The following is a 13089-nucleotide window of genomic DNA, read 5'->3' as shown; positions in this document are numbered from 1 at the left end:
CAGGGGACGGCGAAAACTACGCCATGACGGGCTCTCGCTCGGCCACGGTCTGCTTCGCCGCGCGGCCGCGGAGACCGCCCACGACCAGCAGCGCCGCACCGGCCGCGACCCAGGCCGCCAGGACGGCGAGCGGCCCGGCCGATCCGGCGCCGTCGAAGAACGCCGTGGCCCTGAGCAGGCTCACCGCCGCCCCGGGCGGGAGGAGCTGACCCAGGTCACCCCACGGCTGCGGAAGCAGCTCAGGCGCCGACGTGGCGGCCGACAGGGGGTTGCCGAGCAGCAGGAGGAGCAGGGCTCCGACGCCGATCCCCGCGCGTCCGAGAGCGGCCGACAGCCCCACGACGGTGCCCGAGACCGCCAGGATGGCCAGCGCCATCACTCCGGCCACGGCCAGGTACGAGCCGGGAAGCAGCGAAAGCCACCCTTGCGCGATGCCCGCCGAACCGAGCCCGCCCAGGACGGCGAACACGACGGCGCCCACCGTCCGCGCCGCGATCGAGGGGACGGCGAGCGTCAGCAGGGCCGCGGCGGCGATGCCGGACATGACCAGCGGGAGGACGAGGGCCCCGAACCCGGCGCCGCGCGGGTCGTCGGCGTCGGCCGCGACCACGTCCTGGACGGGCGCTGCGGGGGCGGCGGACGCGCCGCCCTGGGCCGCCGCCAGCTTCTGGGCCATCAGCCCGAGCTGCTGGGCGACCATCGGCGAGGCCGCGGACGCGGTGAGCACCTTGGGCCCGGACGGCGTGGTGACGATGGCGCCGTAGGCGTCGCGGTCGGCGAGCGCCGCGCGCGCGGCGGCCTCGTCCCGGCGCGTCCGGACCGAGAACGCGCCGGGCTGCTCGCGTTCCAGCCGGTCGGCGACCGCGGCGGCGCCCGGGCCGGTCACGACGATCGGGACGTCGCGCGGCGCGATCCGCGCGGACGGCCACGCGAACGCGGTGATCATGAGCAGTTGCAGGAGCGCCGCCCCGACGGCGATGCCGAGGGCGCGCTGGACGAGGGAGGACTTCACGGCCGCCTCCATAAAAGGAATGTTCGTTCTCTTATGTGCCCCAGCGTCGCAGCGCCCCGCGTCCTTGTCAAGAACGGACGTTCGTTTTATATTGGCCGCATGCCGAGAGTCAGCGAGGAGCACCTGGAGCGGCGGCGCCGCCAGATCCTCGACGCCGCGCGCGCCTGCTTCGTCCGCAAGGGCATCCGCGAGACGTCCATGCAGGACATCTTCGCGGAGTCGGGGCTCTCGGCCGGCGCCGTCTACCGGTACTTCAAGAGCAAGAACGGCATCATCGACGCGATCATGTCCACGGTGGTCGGCGACCTGCAGACCTGCTTCAGCGACCTCGCGCTCCAGGACCCGGTCCTCCCCCTGGACGAGATGGCCGTCCGGCTCGCGACCAAGATCGTCGGTCTCGCCGGCCCGGACGGCCCGCTGCGGCTCGCCCCCCAGGCGTGGAGCCTCGCGCTGTACGACCCCGAGCTGGGCCGCTACGTCCGGAAGAACGTGACCGCCCTACGGGAGACCTGGAAGAGCTACGTCGGCCGCCTGGTCGAGTCGGGCCTGCTGCCTCCCGACACCGATGTCGAGGCCGTCACCAAGACGCTCTTCGGGCTCATGCCGGGGTTCATCCTGCAGTTCCTCCTCTTCGGCGATGTCACGCCTGAGGAGATGCAGCGCGGCGTTCTGGCCCTTTCGCGGGCAAGTGTCCTGACTCGGCTCGGCTGACTGGACTCGACCGAACACCCCTGTTCACGCAACCATGAGGCCGTGCCACGACAGGGTACGACCGCGCCACCGAGGGACGTCCGGACGTCCGGCCATGCGATTCATGGTCATCGCCGTGCTCGCCGTGCCCTCGACGGGCGTCCCAACGCGTGCGTGCGCCGCCGGCCGCAGGAGATTGCGTCATGACCGTTACCGTGCCCTCGGCATGGCCGATACGAAGGTCATCCGATATTTCGGTCGCCCCTAACCCGTCGGCACCGGCGGCGCTCCGAACCCGCCCCTGTGTGAGCTCGGGAGCAGCCGCCCGCGCCGTGCGGCCGGGCACCGGTGGGAAGCGTGCCGCCCGGGGCCGGGTCCCAGCGCGCCCGATGGCCTCTGACCTGCACTTCCAATGCTTCCTCCCGGTTCCCGCGAGGACCGCCGCGGCTCGTGTCCACGTTCCGCGACGAGAACAGTCTCCGCAGTGAGGGGTCCCGCTGTCCTGAGGCGGACGCCCCTTCGACTCCAGGACAGGGAGCAGGAAGTTTTAACATTCCATTACTTTGGTGGCGGGGAGCGCGCGATGGACACGGTGGAGCACGACCGCAGGGCGGGACGCACGGCGTTCACGCTCGCCCTGGCGGCGGTCGTGGCCGTGACCGCGTCGCTGATCCTCGGCGGTTTCCTGCCCGCCGGCCGACGGCTGGTGTGGTGGCATCCGGAGATCGTCGTCGCGCTGGTGTGGACCCCGACGGCCGCGATCCTGCTGCGGTACCGGCCGGGGCTGCGGGTCGCCTGGGTGATGCTCGGCTCGGGCGTCAGCGCCGGCGCCTACGTCCTGACGCTGAACCTGGGGCCGTGGTTCGAGCTGCACCACTGGGCCGGGGCGGGGTTCTTCACCTGGCTCGGCACGTGGCTATGGGCGATCGACACCTACGTGCTGACCCTGATCCTGCCGCTGATCTTCCCCGACGGGCGGCTGGTGTCGCGGCGGTTCAAGCCGGTCCTGCTGATGGCGTGCGCGGTCCCGGCCGTGGTGTGCGTGCACCTGACGATCGACCCGGACGTGCGGCGCTTCCACAACGGGGTGTCGGTCTACTCCTTCGCCGACATCCCGGTGCCGATCAGCGTCCTGATCATCGCCACCCTGGCCGGCAGCCTGGCATCGGTGCTGGTGCGGTTCGTGCGGTCCTCGCCCGACGTCCGGCGGCAGATCGCCTGGGTGGTCTACCCCGGCATCATCGCCCTGGGGATCATCTACGTCGGCGAGAACAGCCCGATCGGCGACCCGCTCCGCAACATCACCATCGTGGCGATCCCGCTGTGCGTCGCGATCGCCATCACCCGCTACCGCCTGTACGACATCGACCTGGTCGTCAGCCGCACGCTGGTCTACGCCGGGCTCGTCGTGGTCATCACCGGCGTGTACTTCGCGCTGGTCGGCGGCGCGAGCCTGCTGGTCGCCGGGCGCGGCACCCTGGCGGGCCTGGTCGGGGCCATCGCGGCCGGCGCGGTGTTCGAGCCGGTCCGGCGGCGGCTCCAGCGGGCCGTGGACGGGCTGATCCACGGCGAGCGCGACCCGTACCGGATCGCCGACCGCCTCAACCGTCGGCTCCAGACCGCCGCCGACCCCGCCGCGGCCCTGGCCGTCGCCGCCGACGTGGCGCGCTCGGCGCTGCACGCCACCGGCGTCGTGATCGAGGTGCTGGACCGCGACGGCCGCACGATCTCCGCCGAGGACGGCGTGCTCGGCGACCGCCCGCAGCTCATCCCGCTGGTGTGGCACGGCGAACCGGTCGGCCGGCTGCTGTTCGGGGTCACCCGCCCGCCCGACACGCGCCTGTCGGGCATCCTGGCCCGCAACCTCGCCGAACTGGCCAACGCGGCCCGGCTCGCCGCCGACGTGCAGCGCTCCCGCGAGCACATCCTGCGCACGCGCGAGGAAGAGCGCCGCCGGCTGCGCCGCGACCTGCACGACGGCCTCGGGCCCACGCTGGCCAGCCTCGCCATGACCGTGGACGCCGCCCGCATCACCCTCAAGACCGACCCACAGGCCGTGGACGCGCTCCTGGAGAACCTCCGGGCGACCATGGGACGCACCATCGGCGACATCCGCGAGCTCGTCTACGGGCTGCGCCCACCCGCCCTGGACGACCTCGGCCTGGCTGGGGCCATCCAAGCGCTGGGCGGGGTCGTCGCCACCGGAGACGGCCCGAAGGTGGACGTTCATGTCGAGGGCGACCTCAAGCACCTGCCCGCCGCGGCGGAGGTGGCGGCGTACCGGATCGTCCAGGAGGCCCTCACCAACGTGCACAGGCACGCGAACGCCGACTCGGCCGTGGTGAGGCTGTACCTGAACGGCGACCTCCACGTCACCGTCAACGACAACGGGGTGGGGTTGCCGATGAGCATGCGTTCCGGCATCGGCATGTCCTCCATGCGCGAGCGCGCCGCCGAACTCGGTGGATCCTGCACCGTGGGCCCCGGGCCGAAGGGCGGCACCCTCGTCCGCGCCCGGCTCCCCGTCAACGGGGCGCTCTCCTAGGCCTGCTCCTGCGAGCCGCTTCCGCGAGCCGCGCCGCGGGCTTCTGTCGAGGAACCCCTCCCGGTGGGAGGGCCGGTGACCGCCCCCCGCCAAGAAGGTCGCCACCGGCCCTCGGGCTCCGTACGGCGCCGGGGCTCCCATCCCGGTCCGTACGGGCCATTCACCAGAGGGTGTGCAAGAAGAAAGTTATGCCGTCCCCGGTCCCGGTGCAGAGGGACCGTTGTCCCGATCGAGCCGGGACGAGCCGAAACAGGGTCGAACCCCAGGTCGGTAGGGGTGCGTCAGAGCCAGCCGGGACGGGTCTCGCCGTCCGCTACGAGGACCGCGGGGCCCTTCAGGTGACTGGTCCTGCCGTCAAGGGTGACCGTCACACGTCCACCGGGAACGTCCACGGTCCACTCCCCCTCCGGCAGGGACATCCGCCCGGTCCCCTGCTCCGATGCGGCGGCCGCCGCCACCGCGACGGTGCCCGTACCGCAGGAGCGCGTCTCACCGGAACCGCGCTCGTACACGCGCATCTCCAGGTGCCGCTCGCCGACGGCACGGAAGAACTCGACGTTCACGCCGTCCGGGAAGACCTGCGGGTCGAAATGGGGGGCGCGCGAAAGGTCCAGTGCGGTGACCGGCCCGTCCACACGGCAGGCGAGATGCGGGTTGCCCATGGACACGCGCACGCCCGCGAAGGTCTCGCCGGCCATGGACGCCTCGCCCGTGCCGAGCAGTTCCGGCGGGCCCATGTCCACGCTGACGTCCCCGGACGGGCCCAGCGTCACGCGGCGGAGGCCCGCGCGGGTGGCGATGTCCCACTCGCCGGGCTCGGCGAGGCCCGCGTCGACCAGGTAGCGCGCGAAGACCCGCGCCCCGTTGCCGCACATCTCGGCGATGCCGCCGTCGGCGTTCCGGTAGTCCATGAACCACTCGGCGCCCGCGCCGTCGAACTCGGTGGCCTTCGTCCGGACGACCCGCAGGACGCCGTCGGCGCCGATCCCGGCCCGCCGGTCGCACAGCCGCGCCACGGCGTCCGCCGTGAGTTCGAGGGCGCCGTCCGGGTCGGGCAGGATCACGAAGTCGTTCTCGGTGCCATGCCCCTTAACAAACCGCATCCTTCGATCGTATTGCCTCACCTGGGAGGCCATCCCGGCACCGGAGGACGGCCCGGCACCGGAGGACGGCCCGTAGCGTCACCGCACCAGGTCCATGGCTCGTTCCGCCAGATCGGGGGCGTCGTAGGGAAGCCAGTGGACGCGCGGATCGCGCCGGAACCACGACTCCTGGCGGCGTGCGAAGCGGCGAGTGGCCCGGATCGTCTCCGCCTTGGCCTGCTCCTCCGTCCACTCCCCTGACAGGAACCGGAGTACCTGGGCGTAACCGAGGGCCCGTCCAGCGGTCAGCCCGTCCCGCAGCCCTTTCTTGTCCAGCTCGCGGACCTCGTCCACCAGACCCGCGTCCCACATCCGTTCCACCCGCAGGGCGATCCGCTCGTCCAGCTCGTCGCGAGGCACGTTCAGCCCTATCTGGACGACGGAGTCGTACCTGTAGCGGTGCTCCGGCATCGTGGCGGTGAACGGACGCCCGGAGATCTCGATCACTTCCAGGGCGCGGACGATCCGCCGCCCGTTACTCGGCAGGATCGCCTCCGCGGCAGGGGGGTCGAGCTGGCTCAGCCGCTCGTGCAGTACAGCGGAACCCACCTCTGCCAACTCGTCCTCCAGGCGGGCGCGGACGGCCGGGTCCGTCCCGGGGAACTCCAGGTGGTCCAGTGCGGCGCGCACGTACAGGCCGGATCCGCCGACGAGGATCGGCACCCGGTTTCGCGCGCGGACCCCTGCGATGACATCGGCGCTGAGCCGCTGGTACTCGGCGACGCTCGCGGTCTCGGTCACGTCCCAGACGTCCAGCAGATGGTGCGGGACGCCGCGTCTCTCATCGGCGGTCAGCTTGGCCGTGCCGATGTCCATCCCCCGGTAGAGCTGCATCGAGTCGGCGTTGACCGCCTCACCGCCCAGGCGGAGGGCGAGCTCCACGGCGAGGTCGGACTTGCCGGCCGCCGTCGCTCCGACCACGGCGATCACAACTGGTGACGTCACAGGCGAATTGTTGCAACAGAACGGGTATGGATCGTCCCGCCAGGGCGTCCGCTTGACCGCGGCGCCACCGAACCGAGGGATCCGGGGGGATGACGATGTCCATAGTCGACAAGGTCAAGGAAATGCTCGGCCAGCACCCCGACAAGGCGAAGAAGGCCGTCGACAAGGGCGGGGACATGTTCGACCAGAGGACCGGCGGCAAGTACGCCGACAAGACGGACATGGCCCAGGGCAAGGCCGGCGACTACATCGACAAGTCCGGCGGCATGGGGCCGCAGTCCGACGAGGGGATGCCGGGCCCGAACGCGCCCCACTGACGGGGCGCCCCGATCCGTCCGAGCGCCGAGGGGACACCCCTCAGGCGCCCGTCCGCTGCTCCTTCCGCCAGGCGGCGACGAGATAACCCACTCCGTACGGAGCCTCGTCGGCGAGCAGCCGACCCGTGAATCCGCCGGTGCGGCCCGAGCCTCCACGGGCTCCGGCCGCACCGGCGAGGACCTGCCACGCCGCCCGCCCGGCCGCCAAGAGGTCGTGGGCGAGACCGGGATCCAGCGCGGCCAGAGCGTCGATGTCCGCCTTCTCCAGCGCGCGCGCCACCGCCGCGTCATGGGGCTCGGCCCGCTCATCGAGATATCCGGGTGCCTTTTCGGAACGGCACGCCGAACCATCACCCATGACGAGAAGTGCCACCCGCTCCGCGGATTCGGCCAGGTGCCGTCCGAGCCGAAGGCACTCCTCGGGCTCCGCGTCGAACGCTACCGATTGGTAGCGGGCGCCTGCCCCGGCCTCCTGACGGCGTAGTAGCCAGTGCCCGATGCTGAGTGACAACGGCAGAGCCTCCGTAGCCTCCGCTCCGTCGCCCACTGGGCTCGTCCAGTCGAGACCGTAGGGACGGAGCGTCGCGTACGCGTCCTGCCCGTAAGCGCGGGTCTCCTGGGCTCCGCCCACGACGAACAGAACGTCCACGGTGGAGGCCCGCAGGCGGGGCGGACGGACCCCGGCGTCCGCGTACGCGACCCCGAGACCCCGGACGGCCTCGTCGCACGCGGCCCGCAGACCGTCCAGCTCCGGCGCCGCCTCGCCCGCCATGGCGGGCACGAGAACGGGCGGGTGCGGGCACACCGCAGCCGAGATCAGCACGCAGCTTCCTCCATCCCTCCGGGCAGGTCCTGCCCGACCCTGCCGCGCCTCAGGGGCAGGTCGAGCAGCCGGACGCCGCCTGGACGGGCTGCGCGGGCCGGCCGATGGAGGGTATGCCGAGCGAAACGCCCTTGAGCCCGTCCTCCGCCTTGCCCTGGCGCGCCTCCCAGGCATCGCCCGCACGCGTACGGCGGACGTCCTGCACGGGCTTGTCCGCGACCAGATGGTGCGGCGCCGCGTAGGTGACCTCGACGGTGACCATGTCCCCGGGGCGGACCGGAACCTCCGGCGCCCGGAAGTGCACGAGGCGGTTGTCGGCCGCACGGCCGGACAGGCGCCGAGTGGCGTCGTCCTTGCGCCCCTCCCCCTCGGCCACGAGGACCTCCAGGGTGCGGCCGAGCTGCTTCTTGTTCTCTGCCCAGGAGATGTCCTCCTGGAGGGCGATGAGCCGCTCGTACCGCTCCTGGACGACCTCCTTGGGCAGCTGCCCGTCCATCGTGGCGGCGGGCGTGCCGGGACGCTTGGAGTACTGGAACGTGAACGCCGACGCGAACCGCGCCTCGCGGACCACGTGCAGGGTCTCCTCGAAGTCGGCGTCGGTCTCCCCCGGGAAGCCCACGATGATGTCGGTGGTGATCGCCGCGTCCGGGATCGCGGCCCGGACCTTGTCGATGATCCCGAGGTACCGGTCCTGCCGGTACGAGCGGCGCATGGCCCGCAGGACCCGGTCCGAGCCGGACTGCAACGGCATGTGCAGTGACGGCATCACGTTCGGCGTCTCGGCCATGGCGGCGATGACGTCGTCGGTGAAGTCCTTGGGGTGCGGGGAGGTGAACCGGACCCGCTCCAGGCCGTCCACGCCGCCACAGGCGCGCAGGAGCCCCGCGAACGCGGACTGACCGCCCGCCGTCATGGCCCGCACCTCGTCCGGCGCCCCGGCCAGCGCACCGAAGCCCGAACCGTAGGCGTTGACGTTCTGGCCGAGCAGCGTGATCTCCAAGACGCCCTCGCCCACCAGCGCCTCGACCTCGGCCAGGATCTCCCCAGGACGCCGGTCGCGCTCCTTGCCCCGCAGCGACGGGACGATGCAGAACGTGCAGGTGTTATTGCACCCGACGGAGATGGACACCCAGGCCGCGTAAGGCGACTCCCTCCGCGTGGGCAGTGTCGAGGGAAAAGTCACCAGGGACTCTTCAATCTCCACCTGCGCCTCGTCTTGCACCCGAGAACGCTCTAGCAGCGCGGGAAGCGACCCGATGTTGTGGGTGCCGAACACGACGTCCACCCAAGGGGCCCGCTTGACGATGGTGTCGCGGTCCTTCTGCGCCAGGCAGCCGCCCACGGCGATCTGCATGCCGGGGTGCCCATCCTTGACGGGCCGCAAATGCCCCAAGTTGCCGTACAGCCGGTTGTCCGCGTTCTCCCGCACCGCGCAGGTGTTGAACACGACGACATCCGGTTCGGCATCGCCGGCGCGTACGTACCCGGCCGACTCCAGGAGCCCGGACAGCCGCTCGGAGTCGTGGACGTTCATCTGGCACCCGTAGGTACGGATCTCGTACGTGCGGGGGCCTGTCTCAGTAGGCGCACTCATGACAGTCCCCAAGGGTACGCGTCGGTAGCGGGGCCGCGCGTCGTCGCGGACCCGCCCGACCAAGATCGTCCACTGGTCGCCCACCGTGATCGGCCCGGCCGCCGCCGCATGATCACCGAACGGTCACCGATACGTCACGGAACGGGCGACGCGCCGCGCCCCACCCACCTCAACGATCATGCTCGAAGCCGCGAATCCGCCCGCCTACATGGGTTTTCGTGATCGTATCGGTACCGCTCGGAGGCTTGCCGGTCAACGCGGATGACGTAAAGTCCGGGCGCATGACGGACAGCGAAGGCGGGCCCGAGCTCACCAAGGGCGACGGGCCGGACGACGCGATCCCGGGCGCCGGGCCGCTCGTCGTGGTGGAGCACGTCGACAAGCACTTCGGCGAGCTCCACGTCCTCAAGGACATCAACCTCACCGTGAACCGGGGTGAGGTCGTCGTCGTCATCGGCCCCTCGGGCGGCGGCAAGTCGACGCTCTGCCGGTCCATCAACCGGCTGGAGCCGATCGACGGCGGCACCATCCTCGTGGACGGCAAGGAACTGCCCAAGGAGGGCAAGGATCTCGCGAGGCTCCGCGCCGACGTGGGCATGGTGTTCCAGTCGTTCAACCTGTTCGCCCACAAGACGATCCTGGAGAACGTCACGCTCGGGCCGATCAAGGTCCGCAAGCAGGGCAGGCAGGAGTCCGAGAAGCACGCCATGGAGCTGCTGGACCGGGTCGGCATCGCCAACCAGGCCCAGAAGTACCCCGCACAGCTCTCCGGCGGACAGCAGCAGCGCGCCGCGATCGCCCGCTCCCTCGCGATGAAGCCCAAGGTGATGCTGTTCGACGAGCCCACCTCGGCGCTGGACCCCGAGATGGTCAACGAGGTGCTCGACGTCATGACCGGCCTGGCCAGGGACGGCATGACGATGATCGTGGTCACCCACGAGATGGGCTTCGCCCGCCGGGCGGCGCAGAAGGTCGTGTTCATGGCCGACGGCCAGATCGTGGAGGAGAACACGCCCGACGAGTTCTTCACCAACGCGCGCACCGACCGCGCGAAGGACTTCCTTTCCAAGATCCTCACGCACTGAGAGCCGCGGGGCTCCGCACGGAAGCAGAGGTAGACGAGAGCATGCGAGTACGTCGTTTCGGCGCCCTCATCGGCGCGGGCGTGGCCCTGTCCATGGCGCTCAGCGCCTGCGGCAGCGACACCGAGAAGACCGAGGCGAAGACCGTCGTCCAGAAGGCCAAGGACGACAAGAAGCTGACGATCGGGATCAAGTTCGACCAGCCGGCGCTCGGCCTGAAGAAGCCCGACGGCACCTTCGACGGCTTCGACGTGGACGTCGCCAAGTACATCGCCCAGAAGCTGGGCGTGCCCGAGAGCGGCATCACGTTCAAGGAGACGACCTCCGCCAACCGCGAGTCGTTCCTCGGCGGCGGCCAGGTCGACCTCGTGGTCGCCACCTACTCGATCACCGACGCCCGCAAGCAGCAGATCACCTTCGGCGGCCCGTACTACGTCGCCCACCAGGACACGATGGTCAAGGCGGACAACACCTCCATCAAGAAGCCGGAGGACCTCAAGGGCAAGAAGCTCTGCAAGGCCGCCGGCTCCAACTCCTTCCGCCGCATCACCGAGGGCCCGCCGGACGGCAAGCTCAACATCAAGGGCGTCACCCTGGTGGACGCGGCCAGCTACTCCGAGTGCACCGCCAAGCTCAAGGCCGGGGCGCTGGACGCGGTGAGCACCGACGACCTGATCCTCGCCGGGTTCGCCAACCAGCAGAAGGGCTCCTTCAAGGTCATCAACGCCCCCTTCACCGACGAGAAGTACGGCGTCGGCATCAAGAAGGGCGACAAGGAGACCTGCGAGGCCGTCAACACCGCCATCCAGTCGATGTACTCGGACGGTTCGGCCAAGACCTACCTGGAGAAGCACTTCGCGGGCACCGGGCTGAAGCTCGTCACGACGGTTCCCCAGATGGAAGGCTGCGCCTGATCCACGCCGAGCCTGTCGTGCCGGCCGGCTCCGGAGCGTCCGCCCGGAGCCGGCCGGTCCGGCCCCGACCCGCTGGAACGCCATGGAACAGCTGAGCAATGTTTGACTTCGGACCGTTCTTCGACAACTTCGACCAGATCCTCGAAGGATTCTGGGCGACCGTGCGCCTCGCGGCCGCCGCGGCGGTGCTCTCCCTCATCCTGGGCACGGTCCTGGCGAGCTTCCGGGTCGCTCCGATCCGCGTGCTGCGGACCTTCGGCACCGTCTACGTGAACATCCTGCGCAACACGCCGCTGACCCTGGTGCTGCTGATGTGCAGCCTCGGCCTCAACGACGTCCTGGCGCTGAAGTTCTCCGACACCTCGTCCGTCACCTACTACTGGTGGGCGGTCCTGGGGCTGTCCGGGTACACCGCCGCGTTCGTCTGCGAGTCGCTCCGCGCCGGCATCAACACCGTCCCGCTCGGCCAGGCCGAGGCGGCGCGCTCGATCGGCCTCACCTTCACGCAGTCGCTGCGGATGATCATCCTCCCGCAGGCGTTCCGGGCGGTCGTCGCACCGCTGGGCAGCGTCTACATCGCGATGATCAAGAACACGACGGTGGCGGCCGCGGCGAGCTACGCCGAGACGGCGCTCGTGATGAAGACGCTCCTCGACCAGCCGTCGTTCACCAGCGGCGCGCTTCCGCTGTTCATCGGCGTGGCCGTCGGGTTCATGATCCTCACGCTGCCGACCGGGTTCTTCTTCGGATGGCTGCACAAGCGGATGGCGGTGGCGCGGTGAGCAAGGAAGCAACGGTCCTGTTCGACGCGCCGGGGCCCCGCGCACGCGCGCGGCACAGGATCCTGGCCGTCGTCGCGTCGATCGTGCTGATCGCCATCGCGGCCGCGCTCCTCTGGCGGTTCAAGGAGAAGGGCCAGTTCGAGGGGAAGCTCTGGAGCCCGTTCACCAAGTGGGAGGTCTGGGACAACCTGATCCTGCCCGGGCTCGGGAACACGCTCAAGGCGGCGGCCGTCGCCTCCGTCCTGGCCCTCCTGTTCGGCGTCGTCTTCGGGCTCGCCCGGCTCTCCGACCACTGGTGGATCAGGATCCCGGCCGCGGCCGTCGTGGAGTTCTTCCGCTCCATCCCGCTCCTGATCCTGATCTTCCTGGCCTTCTTCGTCCCGAACAAGATCAGCCCCAGCATCGCCGAGTCCCAGTTCGGGACGCTGCAGCGCGTCGTCGTGGACAACTTCCTCTCCGTCTTCGGCGTGGAGATCAACGCCGGGACCGTGACCGTGCCCGCGTTCGCCGCGGTCGTGTTCGGGCTGGTGATGTACAACGGCTCCGTCCTGGCCGAGGTCGTCCGCGCGGGCGTCCTGTCCATCCCGAAGGGACAGGCGGAGGCCGCCTACTCCATCGGCCTGCGCAAGAACGGCGTCCTGCGGCTCGTCCTGCTGCCGCAGGCCGTCACGGTGATGATGCCGGCGATCGTGAGCCAGCTCGTCGTCCTGCTCAAGGACACGGCGCTCGGCTTCATCATCGCCTACTCCGAACTGCTGCAGGCGGGCTTCAAGCAGGTGCCGCCCAACTACAACAACAACATCATCCAGGCGGGCGTCGTGGTCGGGGTGATCTACATCGCGGTCAACATGTCCGTGAGCCGCTTGGCCACGTGGTTGGAGGCGCGCAGCCGCCGCAGCCGCAAGACGGCCGCCAAGACGATGGGCGGGGACGTCGGCGCGCCGCCCGCGGCCGGTGTGTCGCTGGCGGCCCAGGCCGGGTCGACGGGAACCCTCTGATCCGTCGCGACGAGTACACGGAAGGGTGCCACCGCTCTCGGTGGCACCCTTCCGTGTTCTGCGGCACTTCCGCCCGCCGCCCCCACCTGTTCCCGGCGCTTCACCGCATTCCATGCTCTTCATGACTTCCGCCGCTTGTTCATCGTGCCCGGCACGGCGGCCAGAGCCTTACTGAGAGCCTGGGACGTTCGACCGCGACACCCAGACGGACTGAGGGCCTCCCGTGCGGCAGCAGAGTCCCCAGA

The 13089-nt window shown here is 70.4% G+C and carries 12 protein-coding genes; 7 read left to right on the top strand and 5 right to left on the bottom strand.

Annotated features, from left to right (window positions below; all coding sequences use genetic code 11):
* Positions 1 to 16: 16 nt before the first annotated feature.
* Positions 17 to 1012, bottom strand: coding sequence for a hypothetical protein (locus E1300_RS05365; protein ID WP_207399494.1), 996 nt, complete (start codon positions 1010 to 1012; stop codon positions 17 to 19).
* 99 nt (positions 1013 to 1111) lie between these two features.
* Between E1300_RS05365 and E1300_RS05360 the strand changes: the two genes are divergently transcribed.
* Together E1300_RS05360 and E1300_RS05355 are read left to right on the top strand one after the other, a co-directional pair.
* A complete protein-coding gene (locus E1300_RS05360) occupies positions 1112 to 1723 on the top strand; it encodes a TetR/AcrR family transcriptional regulator (protein WP_131755749.1) in 612 nt (203 codons plus the stop codon).
* 562 nt (positions 1724 to 2285) lie between these two features.
* On the top strand, positions 2286 to 4247 hold the full coding sequence (locus E1300_RS05355; RefSeq protein ID WP_131755748.1) for a sensor histidine kinase: 1962 nt from the start codon (positions 2286 to 2288) through the stop codon (positions 4245 to 4247).
* A 281-nt stretch (positions 4248 to 4528) separates the two neighbouring features.
* Here E1300_RS05355 and dapF read toward each other — a convergent pair whose 3' ends face one another.
* Both dapF and miaA read right to left on the bottom strand, forming a co-directional pair.
* Entirely contained in the window at positions 4529 to 5350 is an 822-nt protein-coding gene (gene dapF, locus E1300_RS05350; RefSeq protein ID WP_131755747.1) for a diaminopimelate epimerase, read from the bottom strand.
* A 78-nt stretch (positions 5351 to 5428) separates the two neighbouring features.
* Complete coding sequence (gene miaA, locus E1300_RS05345; RefSeq protein ID WP_131755791.1) at positions 5429 to 6319, bottom strand: tRNA (adenosine(37)-N6)-dimethylallyltransferase MiaA; 891 nt, start codon at positions 6317 to 6319, stop codon at positions 5429 to 5431.
* Positions 6320 to 6423: 104 nt separating this feature from the next.
* On the opposite strand from miaA, the gene E1300_RS05340 reads away from it, so the two are divergent.
* A complete protein-coding gene (locus E1300_RS05340) occupies positions 6424 to 6651 on the top strand; it encodes an antitoxin (protein WP_242618951.1) in 228 nt (75 codons plus the stop codon).
* Between the two features lie 40 nt (positions 6652 to 6691).
* Here the strand turns inward: E1300_RS05340 and E1300_RS05335 are convergent, their stop codons facing one another.
* Both E1300_RS05335 and miaB read right to left on the bottom strand, forming a co-directional pair.
* Entirely contained in the window at positions 6692 to 7474 is a 783-nt protein-coding gene (locus tag E1300_RS05335; RefSeq protein WP_207399493.1) for a class III extradiol dioxygenase subunit B-like domain-containing protein, read from the bottom strand.
* Between the two features lie 49 nt (positions 7475 to 7523).
* A complete protein-coding gene (gene miaB / locus E1300_RS05330) occupies positions 7524 to 9068 on the bottom strand; it encodes a tRNA (N6-isopentenyl adenosine(37)-C2)-methylthiotransferase MiaB (protein ID WP_131755746.1) in 1545 nt (514 codons plus the stop codon).
* Positions 9069 to 9430: 362 nt separating this feature from the next.
* Here miaB and E1300_RS05325 point away from each other — a divergent pair, with 362 nt between their 5' ends.
* The 4 genes from E1300_RS05325 to E1300_RS05310 all read left to right on the top strand — a co-directional run bounded on the left by E1300_RS05325 (position 9431) and on the right by E1300_RS05310 (position 12844).
* Positions 9431 to 10153: an amino acid ABC transporter ATP-binding protein gene (locus E1300_RS05325; RefSeq protein WP_242618956.1), complete on the top strand. Its 723-nt coding sequence runs from the start codon at positions 9431 to 9433 to the stop codon at positions 10151 to 10153.
* Between the two features lie 41 nt (positions 10154 to 10194).
* Entirely contained in the window at positions 10195 to 11064 is an 870-nt protein-coding gene (locus E1300_RS05320) for a glutamate ABC transporter substrate-binding protein (protein WP_131755744.1), read from the top strand.
* A 98-nt stretch (positions 11065 to 11162) separates the two neighbouring features.
* A complete protein-coding gene (locus E1300_RS05315; protein ID WP_131755743.1) occupies positions 11163 to 11846 on the top strand; it encodes an amino acid ABC transporter permease in 684 nt (227 codons plus the stop codon).
* Complete coding sequence (locus E1300_RS05310; RefSeq protein ID WP_131755742.1) at positions 11843 to 12844, top strand: amino acid ABC transporter permease; 1002 nt, start codon at positions 11843 to 11845, stop codon at positions 12842 to 12844. The genes E1300_RS05315 and E1300_RS05310 overlap by 4 nt, the downstream gene beginning before the upstream one ends.
* The last annotated feature ends 245 nt before the right edge of the window (positions 12845 to 13089 follow it).

Origin of the sequence: Actinomadura fibrosa (genome assembly GCF_900659615.1) — a bacterium.
Lineage (GTDB): Bacteria > Actinomycetota > Actinomycetes > Streptosporangiales > Streptosporangiaceae > Spirillospora > Spirillospora fibrosa.
Note: the sequence above shows the minus strand (reverse complement) of the source record. Positions and strands in the feature narration are given on the sequence as shown.